We start from the raw sequence: 18,349 nt of genomic DNA on the forward strand, positions 1-18,349 counted from the left end.
AAGGAATATAGCGATGCCCATCTCACTTCGTCATGCTGAACTCGTTTCAGCATCCCTGGCCCGAGCTCGATTTTCGTGCGGTGTTCAAAGACAGGGGTGGCCCATGGACCCTGAAACAAGTTCAGGACGACGAAACTCGGGACGCCAGCGCTCTAAAACACCCCCGCCACCAGCTTCGCAAAAGCATCGGCCCGGTGGCTGATCGCATGTTTCTCGGCCGGATCGATCTCGGCATAAGTCAGGGACTTGCCAGTCGGCACGAAGACCGGATCATAACCGAACCCCAGCGTACCGCGCGGCGGCCAGGTCAGGCTGCCGCCTGCCCGCCCCTCGAAAATCTCGGCATGCCCGTCGGGCCAGGCGAGCGCCAGCGTGCAAACGAAACAGGCGCTGCGGTCGACGTCCGGTCCTTGCTCGGCGAGCAACCCCTCGACCTTGCCCATCGCCATATACCAGTCGCGGCCCTTTTCGCCCTCGAACCACTGCCGCTCGGCCCAGTCGGCCGTATAGACGCCGGGCCGCCCGCCCAGCGCCGCTACTTCTAGCCCGCTGTCATCCGCAAGCGCGGGATGACCCGAAGCCGACGCACTCGCATGCGCCTTCAACAACGCATTCTCGGCGAAGGTCGTCCCGGTTTCGGCGGGTTCGGGAAGGCCGAGGTCGCTCGCCGACACCGGTTCGATGCCATAAGGCAACAGCAGCGCGCGAATTTCGCGCACCTTGCCCGCATTATGGCTCGCGATGACGAGTTTGCCGGGAGCGAGCTGGCGCGTCATGTCAGCGTCCCACCGCCTTCGCCTGCGCCGCGAAAATCTCGCCGCAGCCGATGCGCGCGAGGCGGAGGAGGCGCAGCAGGCCTTCCTCGTCATAGGTCGCGCCTTCGGCGCTCGCCTGCACTTCGACGATCTGGCCCTTGCCGGTCAGCACGAAATTGCCGTCGGCTTCGGCGTTCGAATCCTCGTCATAATCGAGGTCAAGGACGGCGGCGCCCTGATACATGCCGCACGAAATCGCCGCGACCTTGTCCTCGATCGGATCTTCGGCAATCGCCTTGGCCGCGATCAGCTTGTCGACCGCGAGGCGCAGCGCGACCCACGCACCCGAGATCGACGCCGTGCGCGTGCCGCCGTCGGCCTGGATCACGTCGCAATCGATCACGATCTGGCGCTCGCCGAGCTTCTTCATATCGACGACGGCGCGCAAGCTGCGCCCGATAAGCCGCTGAATTTCCTGCGTCCGTCCCGACTGCTTTCCCTTCGCCGCCTCGCGGCTGCCGCGTGTGTGCGTCGCGCGGGGCAGCATGCCATATTCGGCGGTCACCCAGCCCTGGCCCTTGCCGCGCAGGAAGGGCGGCACCTTTTCCTCGACGCTGGCGGTGACAAGCACCTTGGTGTTGCCGAAGCTCACCAGCACGCTGCCTTCGGCGTGGATGGTGAATTCGGTTTCGATGGCGATGGGGCGCATCTGGTCGGGCGCGCGGCCGGAGGGTCGCATGATATTCCTTTCATCTTTGAAGGCGCGGCTCTTAGGCGCGCGCCGTCATCCACTCAACCGCATCTTGAAGAAATCGAGGATTTCGTCGCGCGCCTGCACCGTCGGCTGGCCTGCCTCGTCGATCAGGTGGATGGTGACGACGCTGTGCGGGTTCTTCATCGGACTGTCGGGGTTCGCCGCCTCGTCGGGCAGGACGCGGCCGACGAAGCGCTCGCCCAGCGCGTCCGCATACGCCGCAAAGCGCGCCGCTTTGCAGAACTTATCGCCCGCAAAGCGATAGGCGAGTACGGTCAGATCCTCGGCCTCCATCCGCGCCTTCACCGCCGCCAGTTCATCGGGTGCGATATGCATCCCCGCGGGATCATTCAGCGGCAGCGAAGGCTGCGCGAGCACCGGCGCCAGCACCGCGGGCTCAAGCATCATCGACAGCGCGAAATTGCCGGTGAAGCACATACCGATCGCCCCGACGCCCTTGCCGCCGCATTCTTCATGCGCCAGCGCCGCGAGCGCGCGCAGCCACCGCGTCGCGGGCGAGCTTTCATTCGCCTGAAAGGCGCGGAACTGGCGGCTGATGCAACCCCCGATCATCGTGAGCAGCGCGCCCGGCATGCGCGGCACGGCGCCGTCCTTCCCGAAGATATGCGGCATATAGACAGTGAAGCCCGCATCGCGGACCCAGCGCGCGAACCGCGCGACATGCGGGCTGATTCCCGGCATTTCGGTCATCACGATCACCGCCGGGCCGCCGCCCGTCACATAGACGAGCCGGTCGGTGCCGAGCAGGCGGATCATCCGCCGGTCGAAATCGTCGAGCGGATCGTCGCGATCGAGCGGTCGTGTGGTCATATTTCTCTCCCCCCCCCCCCGGTCGCCCCCTGGGTCTGGGCAAAGGCTAGGCAGAAGATGCGCCCGATGCACCTGTTTTCGTCGCGCGCTCGGCCCAATTTCGGTATCGCAATACGGTGAGGCGTCGTAGCGCCATTCGACTAGCGCCGCGAAGGGTGATAATCAGTCGCTTTGGTGGGAGATGCCTATGCTGCGCTGGTTGCGCGAACGCTATCTGCTCGTACTCGGGTCGATCTATATTTATAACGAACATCGTGGCTATACGGCGATCGACCGGGTTATCGAAGCGGTTCGCGCGCGGACGCCCGACGATCTGGCCTTGATCGCCGCGATCGAAAGCCACCGCGTCGACGAGCGCAAACATTATATGATGTTTCGCCGCTGGTTCGAACGGCGCGGTTCAATGCCGCTCGATGTGGATCGCACCTTCGGGCATATCGACCGCTTCGTCGAAATCATTTTTCGCACGCCGATCGACAAGCTCGATACGCAGGCGGTCATCGATCGCGACGAGTTGTTCGAACGCCTTTGCCGCGTTATCGCGCTGACCGAACGGCGCGGTTACAAACAGGTCGAAACCCTGCTGAAAAACCGTTTCGTGCTCGACGATCCGATCCTGACGCGGATTTTCCGGATCATCCACAAGGACGAACCGAGCCATTGGGCCCCCTATGAGGCGTGGCTCGTCGCGCACGGGCGCCGGCGCCCGCGCTGGTGGGAACGGGCGATCGATGCTTTCATCCATTCCGAATTGCTGTTCATCAAGCTGCCGTGGCTTTTCCTCAACCCCTGGGTGGGGCGCCGCACCGCCTGGCCCGATGCGCGCGATGATGAAGCCTATGGCGATCACCCGCTCCCCGCTCGCGCCCACGCTGCTGCATGACCGACTATAGCGGAGGGGTGGAACTGCCCGCCAACGGACAGGCTCCGGCGGGCGAAGCCGGGCTGGCGTCGCGCCTGTTCAATCGCCGCGTCGGCGGCATGCTGCTCAAGAACACGGCGGTCAGCAGCGCCGTCTTTCTGGTCGGGCTCGCCGTGCTCTGGGGCCTGGTGCAATGGGGCAGGATGCAGGCGGTCCCCGCGGCGGCGATCGGCTTTCTGACTTCGAACAGCCTGCACTATGCGCTCGGCCGTTCGTGGATATTTCGCGGCACCGATCGCGCCATCGGGTCGGGCTATCTGATCTTTCTGGTCAATGCGGGGGTGGGCATGGCGATCACCATCCTGCTCTTTGCCGCCTTGCTCAAATGGACCGCCATCCACTATCTCGTCGCCCGCGTGATCGTGTCCGTCTTTGCCGGGCTCGCGATGTTCGTGCTGAACGCGGTGCTCAATTTTCGACAGGTGTAAGGTGCGAATCGCGCTATTTACGGGAAATTACAATTATGTGCGCGAAGGCGCGAACCAGGCGCTCAACCGCCTTGTTGCGCATCTCGAGCAGCATGCGGGCGCCGCGGTACGGGTCTATTCCCCCGTCACCGACACGCCGGCGTTCGAACCGGCGGGCGACCTGGTCCCGGTGCCGTCGATCGCGCTGCCGGTGCGCAGCGAATTTCGGCTCGCGCTCGGCCTGCCCCGCGCGACCCGCCGCGACCTGACGCGGTTCGCTCCCGACGTCATCCATGTCGCGACCCCCGATATTCTCGGCACCCGCGCGCAGACCTTCGCCCTCGATCGCGGCACGCCGCTTGTCGTCAGCCTGCACACGCGGTTCGAAACCTATCTTGGCTATTACGGCCTCGACTGGCTGCGGCCGGTGGTCGACCGTCACATCCATCGTTTCTATCGCCGCGCCCATCATGTGCTCGCCCCAACTCCGGGCCTTGTCGACGAGATGCGCACGCTGCGCGGCGATGACCGAGTCAGCCTGTGGAGTCGCGGCGTCGATCGCGACCTTTTCTCGCCGTCGCATCGCAGTCTCGAATGGCGCCGCGCGCATGGAATCGCCGACGACCGGATCGTCATCCTCTTCTTCGGCCGCCTGGTGCTGGAAAAGGGCGTCGAGGAATATGTCGCGATATTGCGCGAATTGCTGTCCAGCCACCCAGTCACGCCGCTGGTGGTGGGCGCAGGACCGGCGGCCGAGGCCTTTGCTGCGCTCCCCTCCGCGGTGCTGACCGGTCATCTTGATGGGCAGGAACTCGCCCACGCGGTTGCCAGCGCCGACATCATGCTCAACCCGAGCACGACCGAAGCCTTTGGCAATGTCGTGCTCGAGGCGATGGCGTCGGGCATGCCCGTGGTCAGCGCCGACGCGCCGAGCGCGAGCGCGCTGATCGCGGAGGGCGAAACGGGTCATCTATGCGCGCCCGGCGACCGCCGCGCCTATTCGGACGCGCTCGTTCGGCTCATTGCGGACGGCGACGCGCGGCGCGCAATGGGCGCCGCCGCACGCGCAAGAAGCGCCGCCTTTTCCTGGCACGCCGCATCCGAAAGCGTCGCGCGCCTCTATCGCACGATCCTCGCGCCGCCTCGGCAGGCCCGGCCGGACGGCGACGGCGTCAGCGCCATCCTTGCCCCCGCCCCTTCGCATCCCTAAATCCATGCCATGACGACCCCGCCGATCACCGAATTGACGACGCGCGCGCGCGATGTGTTCCGGCTCGTCGTCGATGCCTATCTGGAAAATGGGCAGCCGGTCGGGTCGCGTACGCTTTCGAAGCTGGCGACGCTCAACCTGTCACCCGCGTCGATCCGCAATGTCATGCAGGATCTTGAAGAGCTCGGTCTGCTCGCGAGTCCGCACACCAGCGCCGGACGCCTGCCGACCGAACAGGGGCTGCGTCTGTTCGTTGACGGGATGATGCAGGTCGCCGAACCCTCGGCCGAGGATCGCGCGCAGATCGAGGCGAGCCTCGCCGAAGGCGGCCCGATCGAAAGCGCGCTGGCGCAGGCGACGGCCACGCTGTCCGGCCTCTCGGCCTGCGCTGGCCTTGTCCTCGTCCCCAAGCATGAACGCGTGCTCAAACAGGTTGCCTTCGTTCCGATGGCCGACCGTCAGGCGCTAGTTGTCCTCGTCGCGGGCGATGGATCGGTCGAAAACCGCGTCATCGACCTGCCCGCCGGATTGGTGCCGTCGGCGCTGGTCGAAGCAGGCAATTATATCTCGGCCATGCTCGGCGGCCTGACGCTGGCCGAGGCAATGGCGCGGGTGCGGCGCGAGATAGAGGACGAACGGATCGCGATCGACCGCGCCGCCGCCGATCTGGTCGCGCGCGGGCTGGCCATCTGGTCGGTCGACGGCGCCGATCGGCCGGTTCTGATCGTTCGCGGGCAGGCGAATCTGCTCGACGACAGCGCGGTCGGCGATCTCGACCGGGTGCGCCAGCTGCTCGACGAGCTCGAAACAAAGCAGGACATCGCCGGCCTGCTCGACAGCGCGCGCGAAGGCAGCGCGACGCGCATTTTCATCGGGTCGGAGAACAAGCTCTTTTCGCTGTCGGGATCGTCGGTTATCGCCGCGCCCTATCGCGGATCGGATGGACGGGTGGTCGGCGTCGTCGGGGTTATCGGCCCGACCCGCTTGAACTATGCGCGCATCGTTCCCATGGTGGATTTTACAGCACAATCGCTCTCAAGACTGATACGATAGGGTTATGACGAACATCGAAAACGAAACGCCGGTCGAAGACGGCCAGGCCCCGGAAACCGAAGCGGCAGCGACTGCCGAGGCCCCCGCGCAGGACGAAGCGGGCAAGCTCGCCGAACAACTCGCCGCGGTGCAGCAGGATCTGCTCTACGCGCGCGCCGAAACGCAGAATGTGCGCCGCCGCGCCGAAAAGGAAGTCGCCGACGCGCACGCCTATGCCGCGACCAAATTCGCGCGCGATATCCTGTCGGTCGCCGACAATCTCGGCCGCGCGCTCGCTTCGCTCAGCGAAGAACAGCGCGCCGACGAGGCGATCAAGCCGCTGCTCACGGGGCTCGAGGCGACCGAGCGCGAACTGATGAGCGTGTTCGAACGCCACGGCATCACGCGCATCGCCGCGATCGGCCTGCCGCTCGACCCGAACCAGCATCAGGCGATGCTCGAAATCCCCAGCGACAAGGACGCCGGCACGATCGTGCAGGAAATGCAGGCTGGCTATATGATGAAGGACCGCCTGCTGCGCCCCGCGATGGTGGGGGTCGCGAAGAAGGCGGAATAACCCCGCGTATAATTACAACGTGTTCCCCCGCGAAGGCGGGGGTCCATCGCCGACCGTTTCAGATTTGCGCCGTCAGAAGATGGGTCCCCGCCTTCGCGGGGACACACTATCGCGACGCGGGCACTCAGGCCGCCTTGCGCAGCTTCGCGAGCTTCTTCAGCACCATGTCGCGCTTCAGCCGCGACAGATGGTCGATGAAGAGAATACCTTCCAGATGGTCATGCTCGTGCTGGATGCACGTTGCCATCAGGCCGGTCATGCGCTCCTGGTGGTGCTTGCCGTCCACGTCCTGCCAATCGACCGTGACTTCGGCGGGACGCGTCACATCGGCATATTGTTCGGGGACCGACAGGCAGCCTTCCTGATAGACGCTATGCTCCTCGCTCTCGTCCGAAAAGACGGGATTGATGAAGACGCGGGGCTCGCGGATCACCTTCTTGCCTTCCTCGTCCTCGGGATCGGGTTCCTGAAGATCGATGACGAGAATGCGCTTCGGCACCCCGACCTGAATCGCCGCCAGCCCGATGCCGGGCGCGTCGTACATCGTCTCGAACATGTCGGCGACGAGCTGCTTCAGCTCGGCGTCGAACGTCTCGACGGGCTTTGAAATGACGCGCAACCGCGGATCGGGGGTCTCTATGATGGGTAGGATGGCCATGGGTGCGAGGTATGGATTGACGGCGCTTCCGTCAAGAGACCGGTCTCCGCGCCCTCAGCGCCTGCGCCAGCGTTCCCTCGTCGAGATAATCGAGTTCGCCGCCCACCGGCAAACCATGCGCGAGCTGCGTCAGCCGCACCGAATAGCCCTCCAGTCGCTCGGCGAGATAATGCGCCGTCGTCTGCCCCTCCAGCGTCGCGTTCATCGCGAGGACCACCTCGTCGATGCCGCCCGCGGCGACGCGCGCAACGAGCGCGTCGATGCTCAGATCCTGCGGCCGCACGCCTTCCAGCGCCGACAGGCGGCCACCCAGCACATGATATTTGCCGGGAAACAGCCGCGACTTGTCAAGCGCCCACAGGTCCGACACTTCCTCGACCACGCACAGGCTGCGCGGGTCGCGGCGCGGATCGGCGCAGATCGCGCAGGGGTCGCTGGTATCGACATTGCCGCAGATACCGCACGTCACCAGCCGCTCGGACACGGTCTGGAGCGCCGCGAGCAAGGGCGCGAAACTGCTCTCGCGCTTTTTCATCAGATGCAGCACCGCGCGCCGCGCCGACCGCGGGCCAAGGCCCGGGAGCCGGGCGAGTTGCTGGACGAGGGCTTCGATTTCGGTGGACGCCATGGGTAGGGTGGTAATGACCCACAGCGTGGCCCGCAACATTCGTCATTGTGAGCGCAGCGACAAAGCAATCTCCAGCCATCGACCTTGCACAACATCGCATCCTCCGCCAAAGGCGCTGCCCATGCGCATTGTCTTCATGGGAACGCCGCCGTTTGCGGTGCCGACGCTCGCCGCGCTCCACGCGGCGGGGCATGAGATCGTGGCGGTTTACACCCAGCCGCCGCGCCCGGCGCAGCGGGGCAAGAAACTTCGGCAGAGCGCGGTGCATCTCTGGGCGGAGGCGCACGGCCTGCCCGTCCGCACGCCGAAGAGCCTGCGGACCGAAGAAGCGCAGGGCGAATTCGCCGCGCTCGACCTCGATGTCGCGGTGGTCGCCGCCTACGGCCTCATTCTGCCGCAGGCGATCCTCGACGCGCCGCGCGAAGGCTGCCTCAACGTCCATGGCTCGATCCTGCCGCGCTGGCGCGGCGCGGCACCGGTACAGCGCGCGATTCTGGCGGGCGATAGCGAAACGGGCGTCACCATCATGCAGATGGATGCCGGGCTCGATACGGGCGGCATGCGCCTGATCGGCCGCACACCGGTCGCGGACAAGACCGCGGGCGAATTGACCGACGAACTCGCCGCAATGGGCGCGGCGCTGATGGTCAAGGTGCTGGCCGACCTGTCCGCCTGTCCGCCCGCGCCGCAGCCCGATGACGGCGCCACCTATGCCGCCAAGATCGACAAGAGCGAGGCGCGGCTCGATTTTCTGGTCAGCGCGACCCAGACCGAACGCCAGATACGGGCGTTCAACCCGGCACCCGGCGCCTTTTTCGAGCTGGAGGGCGAGCGGTACAAGATTCTCGCGGCCGATGTCGTGCATCCCGCCGACACCGTCGCCGGAGCCGCGCCCGGCGTCACGCTCGACGATACGCTGACCATCGCCTGCAACCCCGGCGCGATCCGCGCCACCCGGGTGCAGCGCGCGGGCAAGCCGGCAATGGATGCGGCCGAACTGCTGCGCGGTCGACCGATAGCTGCGGGGACGCGGCTGGCATGACCCGCTTCGCCCTCACCATCGAATATGACGGCCGCCCGTTCATGGGCTGGCAGCGCCAGTCGCATGGCCCCAGCGTTCAGCAGGCGATCGAGGAAGCCGTCACCCGCATCACCGCCGAAACGGCCCCCGTTCACGGCGCCGGGCGCACCGACGCCGGGGTCCATGCGATCGCGATGCGCGCGCATGTCGACATCGAAAAGGCCATCCAGCCCTTTCGCCTGATGGAAGCGCTGAACGCCCAGCTTCGCCCCGCGCCGGTGGCCATCCTTGCGTGCGAGACGGTCGCCGACGGCTGGCACGCGCGCTTTTCGTGCATCGGCCGCGCCTATGAATATCGCATCGTCAACCGCCGCGCGCCGCTGACCTGGGACAAGGGACTCGCCTGGCAATTTGCAAAGCCGCTCGACGCCGAAGCGATGCACGGCGCGGCGCAGGCGCTGGTGGGGCGGCACGATTTCACCACCTTCCGCTCGGTGCATTGCCAGGCCGAAAGCGCGGTGAAGACGATCGACCGCCTGTCGATCAGCCGCCATGGCGACGAAATCGTCATCGAAGCCGCGGCGCGCAGCTTCCTGCATCATCAGGTTCGATCGATGGTCGGCTGCCTCGCCCTCGTCGGCGAAGGCAAATGGTCGGCGCGCGACCTGAAAGCCGCGCTCGATGCCGCCGACCGGCAGGCTCTCGGCCTCAACGCACCGCCCGACGGCCTCTATTTCATCGAAGCAAGATATCCCTGACCCACGAAAAAGGGCGGCCCTTGCGGACCGCCCTCTTCACGTCTCGGCAGAAAGGCTCAGAGCGCCTTTTCAGCGTAATAGAGCGGCGCATGCTCGTTGAGGATCTGAAGGATCTTCGCCTGCGCGGTCTTTTCGTCGCTTTCTTCCATCGCGGCGAGTTCGCGCGCAAGGCGGCTCGACGCCGCTTCGAAGATCTGACGCTCTGAATAGCTCTGTTCGGGCTGATCGTCGGCGCGGAACAGGTCGCGGGTCACTTCGGCGATCGACACGAGGTCGCCCGAGTTGATCTTCGCTTCATATTCCTGGGCGCGGCGCGACCACATGGTGCGCTTCACCTTCGGCTTCGTGGTCAGGACCTGAAGCGCTTCCTTCAGCGTCTTGTCCGACGACAGCTTGCGCATCCCCACGCCCTCGGCCTTGTTGGTCGGGACGCGCAGGGTCATTTTCTCCTTTTCGAAGCGCAGGACATAAAGTTCGAGCTGCATGCCGGCGATTTCCGACTTCTGCAGTTCAATGACGCGCCCCACGCCATGTTTGGGATAAACGACATAGTCACCGACTTCAAAGACGAGCGTGTTTGCGGACATGCAGGTTCCTTTCATTTGCCCCGTCGGGACCGGAAAAGCGCGAAAAGGCCGGGTACGTCCGCCCTCGTCGGAGGGGGATCGAAGCAAGGCGGTCGGCGCTAGCCAGTCAAAGCGACAAGGGATATGGCTCCATAAGGACGCCGCAGGGTGCCTTTCCGGCGATGGAAAGAGGCAAGCTGTCGACGCGTTGATATTTATTATATCAGATTCGCAACAAAATTGCCACCCCGCACGGAAATCCGCGGGTCGGCGGCTTGACGCCCCCCAAAACGCGTTTCACCTTGAGACGGAAACACAGATGGGGATGCCAAGATGAAAGATCAAATCTGGTGGGTTACAGGGGCTTCGTCGGGTATCGGCGCGGCGCTGGCGCGCGGCCTTGCGGCGCGCGGCGCGCGGCTGATTCTGTCGGGTCGCAACGTCGCCGCGCTCGAAGCGGTGGCAAAGGATTGCGGCGCGGGCACGATGATCCTGCCCTTCGAGGCGACCGACTATGACGCGATTCCCGGGCTTGTCGAACAGGCCTGGGCCTGGGGCGGCCGCATCGACGGTCTCGTCAACAATGCCGGTATTTCGCAGCGCAGTCTGGCGGTCGAAACCGATTTTGCGGTCTATCAAAAGATCATCGCGGTCGACCTGCTTGCGCCGATTGCCCTCACCCAGGCGCTGCTTCCGCGCATGATCGCGGCCGGCGGCGGTCAGATCATCGCCATATCGAGTGTCGCGGGGGTTGCCGGCGTGCCGCTGCGCAGCGCCTATTCGGCGGCCAAGCACGGCATCATCGGCTATCATGACAGCGTCCGCGCCGAAAACGAGCATCTGGGGCTGAAGGTGCTGGTGGTCGAACCCGGATCGGTGCGCACCAACGTCAGCCGCAACGCGCTCAACGCCGACGGCAGCGTCCGCGGCGCGAGCGATGCGGCAATCGACAACGGCCTGTCGCCCGACGATGCTGCGGCACAGATGCTCGCCGCGGTCGATGCCGGAACGCGCGAACTGGTGGTCGCCGAAGGCCCCGAAGCCGCCATCGCCGCCCTGCGCCGTAGCGACCCGAACGCGCTGTTCGACCGGATGAACGCCATGGTGCAGGCAGGCTATGCCCAGCAGATGGGCGCCACGTCAGCGTCCTGAGCGGGGCTTGGCGGTCCAAGGCTGCCTACCCTTATAGCAACAATATGGCAGAGCAAAAAGCCCCGCCGGATCGCTCCGGCGGGGCCATTCTTTCACCCTGACGGGCGCGATGCTTACATCGCGTGTCCCGCCAGCGCCGCGAGCAGCAGCAGCGCGACGATGTTGGTGATCTTGATCATCGGGTTGACGGCCGGACCCGCGGTGTCCTTGTAGGGATCGCCGACAGTGTCGCCCGTCACGGCTGCCTTATGGGCTTCGCTGCCCTTGCCGCCATGATTGCCGTCCTCGATATATTTCTTGGCATTGTCCCATGCGCCGCCGCCCGAGGTCATCGAGAGCGCAACGAACAGGCCGCCGACGATCACGCCGAGCAGCAGGGCGCCGAGCGCGGCAAAGCCGTTCTCCTGGCCAGCAACCGCCGAGATCACGAAATAGACGACGATCGGCGCCAGCACCGGCAGCAGCGAGGGGATGATCATCTCCTTGATCGCCGCCTTGGTCACGAGGTCGACCGTGCGCGCATAGTTCGGCTTCGACGTGCCCGCCATGATGCCGGGATCGCCCGCGAACTGATCGCGCACATCCTTCACCACGTCCCCCGCCGCGCGGCCGACGGCGGTCATGCCCATCGCACCGAACAGATAGGGAAGCAGCGCGCCGAGCAGCAGCCCGACGATGACATAGGGGTTTTCGAGGCTGAAATTGACCGTCAGGCTCGGGAAGAATTCCCGAAGGTCGGTCGTATAGGCCGCGAACAGCACCAGCGCGGCGAGACCCGCCGAACCGATGGCATAGCCCTTGGTCACCGCCTTGGTGGTGTTGCCGACGGCGTCGAGCAGGTCGGTCTTTTCGCGCACGCTGTCGTCCAGCCCCGCCATTTCGGCGATGCCGCCCGCATTGTCCGTCACCGGGCCATAAGCGTCGAGCGCGACGACCATGCCGGCGAGCGCCAGCATCGCAGTCGCAGCATAGGCAATGCCGATCAGCCCCGCGAGTTGATAGGCGATGATAATGCCAGCAACGATGACCAGCGTCGGCAGCGCGGTGGCTTCGAGGCTGATCGCGAGGCCCTGGATCACGTTCGTGCCATGGCCCGTTTCCGAGGCCTTGGCGATCGACCGCACCGGACGGAAGCCCGTGCCGGTATAATATTCGGTGATCCAGATGATCAGGCCGGTGATGACCAGACCGAGCAGCGAGCAATAGAAAAGATCGCGCCCGGTAAAGTCGGTGCCGGTGACCGCCGTTTCCATCCCGCCCAGCGCGTGGCTGGTCGCGAACCAGATCGCGGGGACCGCGAGGATCGCCGAAACCAGGAAGCCCTTGTACATCGCGCCCATGACATTGTTCGACCCGCCGAGGCGGACGAAATAGGTGCCGATGATCGAGGTGATGATGCACACCCCGCCGATCAGCAGCGGCAGCGACATCAGGCCGGGCAGCAGATCGCCCGCCCCTTTCAGCAGCAGCGCGGTCAACACCATGGTGGCGCCGACGGTGACGACATAGGTTTCGAAAAGGTCGGCCGCCATGCCCGCGCAGTCGCCGACATTGTCACCGACGTTATCGGCGATGACCGCGGGGTTGCGAGGATCGTCCTCGGGGATGCCCGCTTCGACCTTGCCGACCAGGTCAGCGCCGACGTCGGCGGCCTTGGTAAAGATGCCGCCGCCGAGACGCGCGAAGATCGAAATCAGCGAAGCGCCGAAGGCCAGCGCGACGAGCCCGTCGACGACCGTGCGGTCATCGCCGCCCACCGTCTTGCCCATCTGGACCGTCAGCACCCAATAAAATACCGCAATCGCAAGCAGCGCGAGCCCGGCGACGAGAAGGCCGGTGATGGCACCGGCGCGAAAGGCGAGCGTCAGCCCGGCCTGCAGCCCCTTTTGCGCAGCGGCCGCGGTACGGACGTTCGCGCGTACCGAAATATTCATGCCGATGAATCCGGCGACACCGGACAGGACGGCGCCGATGACGAAACCCGTCCCCGAAACGGGTCCGAGTGCCCCCGCGACGATCACCGCGACGACGACGCCGACGATGGCGATGGTGCTGTATTGCCGTTTCAGATAAGCCTGCGCGCCTTCCTGAATGGCGGCGGCGATTTCCTGCATCTTGTCATTCCCCGCCGAGGCGCCGAGCACCTGCCGCGAGGTAATGAACCCATAGAGCACGGCCAATAGGCCGCACGCTATCGCGATCAAAACCGGATTCATGCGTGTCTGTTCCTTCCCCAATGAAGGGGGCGGACACAGGATAGCTGTCGAACGTCCGACTTATTGATGCCGGTTCGCTCTCTCCCCTGATGCGACCGCCCCAAATTCTGGACGCCGCGTTATGGGAAGAAACCTCGCCCTTTGGCAAGCCCGGTTTTTTCGCCCTTTTCCGCGCCTAGTGCGCGAAACCGAGACGCTCCGGCAGCGCGACGCGCTGCGCCCGGTGCGTCAGCAGCAATCCGGCGCCGACGGCGGCATGGCCGATCGCCGTCACGGCGACGCCTTCGGCGGCCGCATGCGCCCGGATTGCATCGGCTTGCCCCGAGTCCGCCGCGAAGAGCAATTGATAATCGTCGCCTGCCGTTGCCGCTGCGAGCCGCGTGTCGAGAACGTCGGGACGCACCGCGAGCAGCGCCGCCGACAGCGGCACCGCCTCCAGCATCAGCGCGATCTGGCAATCGCTTGCCGCCGCCATCCGCTCGGCGTCGATCAGCAGACCGTCGGAAACATCCATCATCGCATGGACATGCGGCGCAAGCGCCGCGCCCAGCTCCAGTTGCGGCAAGGGCCGGGCATAGGCGGCCATGCAGGTTGCGCCCGGTTCGATCTCGCCGAGCCGCATCGCGAGGCCGACGCCCGCATTGCCGATCGTCCCCGTCACCCAGATCTGATCGCCCGGCCTTACCCCGCTGCGCGCGGGCGCTCCGGTCGCGGGCGCGCGGCCGATTGCGGTCAGGCCGAAACTGCGCGGCGCGCCGGCGGGTGGGCGCACCGTGTCGCCGCCGAGCAACGGCACGTCGAACCGGCGCAGCACATCGTCCAGCCCCGCGACGAAGGCGGCGTCCCACGCCGCATCGCCCGACAGGCTATAGCCGAGCAGCACGCCGAGCGGCGCCGCGCCCTTCGCCGCAAGGTCCGACAGATTCACCGCAACCAGTTTCCACGCAATGTCCTGCGGCGTGTCGTCGGGCAGGAAATGGACGCCCTCGACGATCATGTCGTGCGTCAGCACAAGGTCGCCGAGCAGCGCCGTGTCATCGGCCAGCCCGCGCGCCGCAGGATCGGTCGCGACAGCGCGCAGACGGGCGATGAAATCGGCTTCGTTCATTGCGGCAAGCCTAGTGGATCATGGGCCGGCATAAAAGGGAGACATCGATCCTCCCTGTGGCGAAGCCATCGGGCGGTGGCAGCGCGAAGCGCTGACGGAGGGGCCATGACGCAAAGCTACCGCTCCTCCACCATACTTCGGACGGTCCCCCTCCCCTCCGCTGCGCGGCAGGGAGGATTTTCTATTTCGCGCGCACATCCTTGCCGATGGCATCGAGCAGGCCGTTGGCAAAACCCGCCTCGCGGCCGTCGAAAAAGGCTTTGGCGACATCGACATATTCGCTCACCACCGCGCCAACCGGCACATCGCCGCGCGCGATCAGTTCATAGGCGCCGGCGCGCAATATCGCCTTCATCGTGCGGTCGAGCCGGTCCATGGTCCAGCCGCTTGCCAACCGCGCCGTGATCGCCGCGTCGACCTCTACCGCCCGCGCCAGCGCGCCCTTCACGATATCGTCGAAGAAGGGAACGTCGGCTTCGGCATATTCGGCGTCCTCGATGATCGCGCCGATGCGGTGCTGGTGGAATTCATGGATCAGCTGCGCGACCGGGGTGCCTTCCATCTCGTGCTGATAGAGTGCCTGGACGGCGGCAAGGCGGGCGGCGGAGCGGGATTGGGCGCGTTTGTTCATGGCTTTTCGTTTCAGTTGAGGCGCTGGCTGACCGACAGCGCATGCGCGGGAAGTCCCTCGGCACCCGCAAGCGCGACCGCTGCGGGTCCGATGGCCGCAAGGCTCGCTTCGTCGAGCGCCAGGAAGCTGGTGCGTTTCATGAAATCGGTGACCGAAAGCCCGCTCGAAAAACGGGCGCGGCGGCCAGTCGGGAGGACGTGGTTGGGCCCGGCGACATAGTCTCCGATCGCCTCGGGCGTCTGACGGCCAAGGAAGACCGAGCCCGCGTGGCGCACGCGCGCGAACAGCGCGTCGGCCTCGGCGGGATCGACCGCGAGTTCCAGATGTTCGGGCGCCAGCCGGTCGCAGAGCGCGATCGCATCGGTCAGGTTCGGCACGACGATGATCGCGCCATTGTCGGCCCAGCTCGCCTGCATCGTCGCGGCGGTGCTCAGCGTCGGGATAATCGCGGCGACCGCGTCGGCGACCGCATCGGCAAAGGCGCTATCGTCGGTGAACAGGATCGACTGGCTCGTCGGGTCATGTTCGGCCTGGCTCAACAGGTCGGCGGCGATGACGTGCGGCGCGTTGCGGTTGTCGGCGACGACGACGATCTCGCTCGGCCCCGCGACCATGTCGATGCCAACGACGCCGTAAAGCTGGCGCTTCGCCTCGGCCACCCAGGCGTTGCCGGGGCCGGTGACGACATCGACCGGCGCGATCCGGCCGGTGCCATGGGCGAGCGCCGCGATCGCCTGCGCCCCGCCGATGCGCCAGATTTCGTCGACTCCGCCAATATGCGCCGCCGCCATCACGACGGGATTGGTTTCGCCGCCCGGCGTCGGCGTGACCATCACGATCCGCTCGACCCCCGCGACCTTGGCGGGCAGGATGTTCATCAGCACCGACGACGGATAGGCCGCGCGGCCGCCGGGAACATAGACGCCCGCGGCATCGACCGCACGCCAGCGCGCGCCGAGCCGGGCGCCGGCGGCATCGCGATAATCGCGGTCCTCGGGCAATTGCGCGGCGTGATAGGCCCGGATGCGCGTCGCCGCGAGGTCGAGCGCGCCCCGCAATTCGGGGGCCAGCGCCGCATAGGCCGCGGCGCAGTCCTCGGCGGTGATGCGCCAGCCGCTGCTGTCGAGGTCGAAGCGATCGAAGCGCGCGGTATAATCGGCCAGCGCCGCGTCGCCTTCGGCCTTTACCCGCGCGACAATCGCCGCGACATCGGCGGATACGTCCGACGCACTCTCGCGCCGGTCGTCGACCAGCGCGTCGAATGCGGCGGCAAAGCCGGGGTCGGAGGCGTCAAGCCGCCGCATCGCGGACGGCCTCGCGGAATTTCTCGACCAGCGCGGGCACCTCGGCCGAACGCAGCTTGAACGCCGCGCGATTGACGACGAGCCGCGCCGAAACCTCGCTGATGATCGTCTGTTCGGCGAGCGCGTTTTCGACCAGAGTCCGCCCCGTCGACACAAGGTCGACGATGTGCGAAGCCAGCCCCAGTTTCGGCGCAATCTCCATCGCACCGTTCAGCTTGATGCACTCGGCCTGAATCCCCTGCCCCTCGAACCAGCGGCGCGTCGTCGCGGGATATTTGGTCGCGACGCGGATATGGCTTTCGCCCAGCCCCGGCGGCGCGCTGCCCTCCGGCCCGGCGAGCGACAGACGGCAATGACCGATGCCGAGGTCGACCGGCGCATAGAGCTCCGAATAGTCGAACTCGTCGACGACGTCCGAACCCACGATGCCGAGCTGCGCGGCGCCGTGCGCCACGAAGGTCGCGACATCGAAGGCGCGCACGCGGATCAGCGAGATATGCGGCTGGTTCGTCCCGAACACGAGCGCGCGGCTCTTCTTGTCGAAGAAGTCGGCGGCCGGCTCGATGCCCACACGGGCGAGCAGCGGCAGCGCCTCGTCGAGGATGCGTCCCTTGGGGATGGCAAAGATGATCGGTTCGGGCATAAGCGAGGGCGCACATAAGCGCCAGTGGGAGAAAGGGCAATGAGCGAGCGGTACAAGTTCGTCGACATGAACGAAACCGGACCCGACGCCGTCCGCACCGCTTTTGCCAATCAGGTCGCCTATTGCCGCGCGGCCGAAGCGCCGATCACGGCGCGCATCGTCGCCGCTGTCGCAACGCTCCTCGACCGGCCCGAAACCGGCTTCGCACGCCGCATCGCCGACTGGCCCGGCGCGGCGCTTGCCGACGCACTGCCGCTGCGCGCCGCCGGCGGGCTCCATGCGCTGCACCTTTCGGGCGCCGCAGACGATCTCGCGCCAATCTATGCCGACGCCAACGACGTCAACGATGCCGTCATCGTGGCGGGCGTGGTGCGACGGCACGAGGCGGCGCTGCTGCCGTGGCTCGACGGTCCGCCGCAGACAAACGAGGCGGGCCGGTCGGCCAACTTCATCGCCGCAATGCTGTGGCTCGCCGATCAGGGCCTTCCTGCGCGTTTCGAGTGCCTCGAAATCGGATCGAGCGCGGGGATCAACCTGATGCTCGACCGTTATCATTACGACCTCGGCGGCGTCCAGGTCGGCCCCCAGCCCGGCGTCATGGCCTTCACCCCGGACTGGCAGGGCCGCCATCCGCCGCAGCATGCGATCGAAATCGTGTCGGCGAAGGGATGCGATGTCGCCCCCGTCGATCTGACCGATCCGGCGCAGGCACTACGTCTCAAAGCGTTCGTCTGGCCCGAACATGCCATTCGCTTCGCGCGAATCGAGGCGGCGATTGCTGCCGCCGAAGCGCGGCCGCCCGACCTCGTGCGCATGACCGCGGCCGATTTCGTCGAACAGGAATTGGCAAAGCCGCAGGCCGCGGGCACGACGCGCCTATTGATGCACTCGATCGTCTGGCAATATATCCCCGCCGACCAACAGGCGCGCATTACCGCCGCGATGGAAGCGGCGGGCGCACGAGCGACCGCGGACCGGCCGCTCGCCTGGGTCGCGCTGGAAGCGAATCGCACCGTTCACGGCCACGAACTTGTCGTGCGTCACTGGCCGGGCGGCGCGGCACCGGTGATGCTGGCGCGCGCGCACCCGCATGGCGCGTGGATCGAGTGGTTGGTGTAACCCCGCACTTTCCGTAAACGTAAAGTGATTGCGCGCGCCGCCGCGACGCGATAGGCA

General features: G+C 66.1%; 20 protein-coding genes. 9 read left to right on the forward strand and 11 right to left on the reverse strand.

The window, feature by feature from the left end:
* Positions 1 to 152: 152 nt before the first annotated feature.
* The 3 genes from rdgB to P1IM2_RS10655 are packed head-to-tail and all read right to left on the reverse strand — an operon-like array spanning position 153 to position 2,340.
* Positions 153 to 776, reverse strand: a complete 624-nt coding sequence (gene rdgB / locus P1IM2_RS10645) for an RdgB/HAM1 family non-canonical purine NTP pyrophosphatase (RefSeq protein ID WP_186402403.1) — start codon at positions 774 to 776, stop codon at positions 153 to 155.
* A gap of 1 nt (position 777) precedes the next feature.
* On the reverse strand, positions 778 to 1,494 hold the full coding sequence (gene rph / locus P1IM2_RS10650) for a ribonuclease PH (RefSeq protein ID WP_186402404.1): 717 nt from the start codon (positions 1,492 to 1,494) through the stop codon (positions 778 to 780).
* A 45-nt stretch (positions 1,495 to 1,539) separates the two neighbouring features.
* The gene (locus tag P1IM2_RS10655; RefSeq protein ID WP_186402405.1) at positions 1,540 to 2,340 is read right to left on the reverse strand and encodes a dienelactone hydrolase family protein; all 801 of its coding nucleotides are present in this window, start codon (positions 2,338 to 2,340) and stop codon (positions 1,540 to 1,542) included.
* Positions 2,341 to 2,527: 187 nt separating this feature from the next.
* On the opposite strand from P1IM2_RS10655, the gene P1IM2_RS10660 reads away from it, so the two are divergent.
* From P1IM2_RS10660 to grpE, 5 genes are read left to right on the forward strand one after another with little or no spacing between them, the layout of a single operon-like run.
* A complete protein-coding gene (locus P1IM2_RS10660) occupies positions 2,528 to 3,223 on the forward strand; it encodes a ferritin-like domain-containing protein (protein WP_186402406.1) in 696 nt (231 codons plus the stop codon).
* Positions 3,220 to 3,690: a GtrA family protein gene (locus P1IM2_RS10665; RefSeq protein WP_186402407.1), complete on the forward strand. Its 471-nt coding sequence runs from the start codon at positions 3,220 to 3,222 to the stop codon at positions 3,688 to 3,690. The genes P1IM2_RS10660 and P1IM2_RS10665 overlap by 4 nt, the downstream gene beginning before the upstream one ends.
* 1 nt (position 3,691) lies before the next feature.
* A complete protein-coding gene (locus P1IM2_RS10670; RefSeq protein WP_234179766.1) occupies positions 3,692 to 4,879 on the forward strand; it encodes a glycosyltransferase family 1 protein in 1,188 nt (395 codons plus the stop codon).
* Positions 4,880 to 4,888: 9 nt separating this feature from the next.
* Positions 4,889 to 5,932, forward strand: coding sequence for a heat-inducible transcriptional repressor HrcA (gene hrcA, locus P1IM2_RS10675; protein WP_062900347.1), 1,044 nt, complete (start codon positions 4,889 to 4,891; stop codon positions 5,930 to 5,932).
* 4 nt (positions 5,933 to 5,936) lie between these two features.
* On the forward strand, positions 5,937 to 6,488 hold the full coding sequence (gene grpE, locus P1IM2_RS10680) for a nucleotide exchange factor GrpE (protein WP_062900348.1): 552 nt from the start codon (positions 5,937 to 5,939) through the stop codon (positions 6,486 to 6,488).
* Positions 6,489 to 6,612: 124 nt separating this feature from the next.
* Here grpE and def read toward each other — a convergent pair whose 3' ends face one another.
* Together def and recR are read right to left on the reverse strand one after the other, a co-directional pair.
* Complete coding sequence (gene def / locus P1IM2_RS10685; protein ID WP_062900349.1) at positions 6,613 to 7,146, reverse strand: peptide deformylase; 534 nt, start codon at positions 7,144 to 7,146, stop codon at positions 6,613 to 6,615.
* 31 nt (positions 7,147 to 7,177) lie between these two features.
* Positions 7,178 to 7,774 carry a recombination mediator RecR gene (gene recR / locus P1IM2_RS10690; RefSeq protein WP_186402408.1) on the reverse strand — a complete coding sequence of 199 codons (597 nt, stop codon included), beginning with the start codon at positions 7,772 to 7,774 and terminating at the stop codon, positions 7,178 to 7,180.
* Between the two features lie 121 nt (positions 7,775 to 7,895).
* Here recR and fmt point away from each other — a divergent pair, with 121 nt between their 5' ends.
* Positions 7,896 to 8,816, forward strand: a complete 921-nt coding sequence (gene fmt / locus P1IM2_RS10695; protein ID WP_186402409.1) for a methionyl-tRNA formyltransferase — start codon at positions 7,896 to 7,898, stop codon at positions 8,814 to 8,816.
* On the forward strand, positions 8,813 to 9,553 hold the full coding sequence (truA, locus tag P1IM2_RS10700) for a tRNA pseudouridine(38-40) synthase TruA (RefSeq protein ID WP_186402410.1): 741 nt from the start codon (positions 8,813 to 8,815) through the stop codon (positions 9,551 to 9,553). The genes fmt and truA overlap by 4 nt, the downstream gene beginning before the upstream one ends.
* A 56-nt stretch (positions 9,554 to 9,609) precedes the next feature.
* On the opposite strand, the gene P1IM2_RS10705 is transcribed toward truA, so the two are convergent.
* Positions 9,610 to 10,140, reverse strand: coding sequence for a CarD family transcriptional regulator (locus P1IM2_RS10705; protein ID WP_003039510.1), 531 nt, complete (start codon positions 10,138 to 10,140; stop codon positions 9,610 to 9,612).
* A 312-nt stretch (positions 10,141 to 10,452) separates the two neighbouring features.
* On the opposite strand from P1IM2_RS10705, the gene P1IM2_RS10710 reads away from it, so the two are divergent.
* Entirely contained in the window at positions 10,453 to 11,271 is an 819-nt protein-coding gene (locus P1IM2_RS10710) for an SDR family NAD(P)-dependent oxidoreductase (RefSeq protein ID WP_186402411.1), read from the forward strand.
* Between the two features lie 113 nt (positions 11,272 to 11,384).
* Here the strand turns inward: P1IM2_RS10710 and P1IM2_RS10715 are convergent, their stop codons facing one another.
* From P1IM2_RS10715 to hisG, 5 genes are all read right to left on the reverse strand, one after another.
* Entirely contained in the window at positions 11,385 to 13,487 is a 2,103-nt protein-coding gene (locus P1IM2_RS10715; RefSeq protein WP_003039517.1) for a sodium-translocating pyrophosphatase, read from the reverse strand.
* Positions 13,488 to 13,662: 175 nt separating this feature from the next.
* Positions 13,663 to 14,595: a thiamine-phosphate kinase gene (thiL, locus tag P1IM2_RS10720; RefSeq protein ID WP_186402412.1), complete on the reverse strand. Its 933-nt coding sequence runs from the start codon at positions 14,593 to 14,595 to the stop codon at positions 13,663 to 13,665.
* A 181-nt stretch (positions 14,596 to 14,776) separates the two neighbouring features.
* Positions 14,777 to 15,226, reverse strand: coding sequence for a transcription antitermination factor NusB (gene nusB / locus P1IM2_RS10725; RefSeq protein ID WP_062900355.1), 450 nt, complete (start codon positions 15,224 to 15,226; stop codon positions 14,777 to 14,779).
* A gap of 11 nt (positions 15,227 to 15,237) precedes the next feature.
* A complete protein-coding gene (gene hisD, locus P1IM2_RS10730) occupies positions 15,238 to 16,530 on the reverse strand; it encodes a histidinol dehydrogenase (protein WP_186402413.1) in 1,293 nt (430 codons plus the stop codon).
* Entirely contained in the window at positions 16,517 to 17,173 is a 657-nt protein-coding gene (gene hisG / locus P1IM2_RS10735) for an ATP phosphoribosyltransferase (protein WP_186402414.1), read from the reverse strand. Before hisG ends, hisD begins: the two co-directional genes overlap by 14 nt.
* Positions 17,174 to 17,212: 39 nt before the next feature.
* On the opposite strand from hisG, the gene P1IM2_RS10740 reads away from it, so the two are divergent.
* The gene (locus tag P1IM2_RS10740; RefSeq protein ID WP_186402415.1) at positions 17,213 to 18,292 is read left to right on the forward strand and encodes a DUF2332 domain-containing protein; all 1,080 of its coding nucleotides are present in this window, start codon (positions 17,213 to 17,215) and stop codon (positions 18,290 to 18,292) included.
* The last annotated feature ends 57 nt before the right edge of the window (positions 18,293 to 18,349 follow it).

The sequence above is a fragment of the Sphingopyxis sp. P1IMeth2 genome (assembly GCF_900185685.1).
Lineage (GTDB): Bacteria > Pseudomonadota > Alphaproteobacteria > Sphingomonadales > Sphingomonadaceae > Sphingopyxis > Sphingopyxis terrae_A.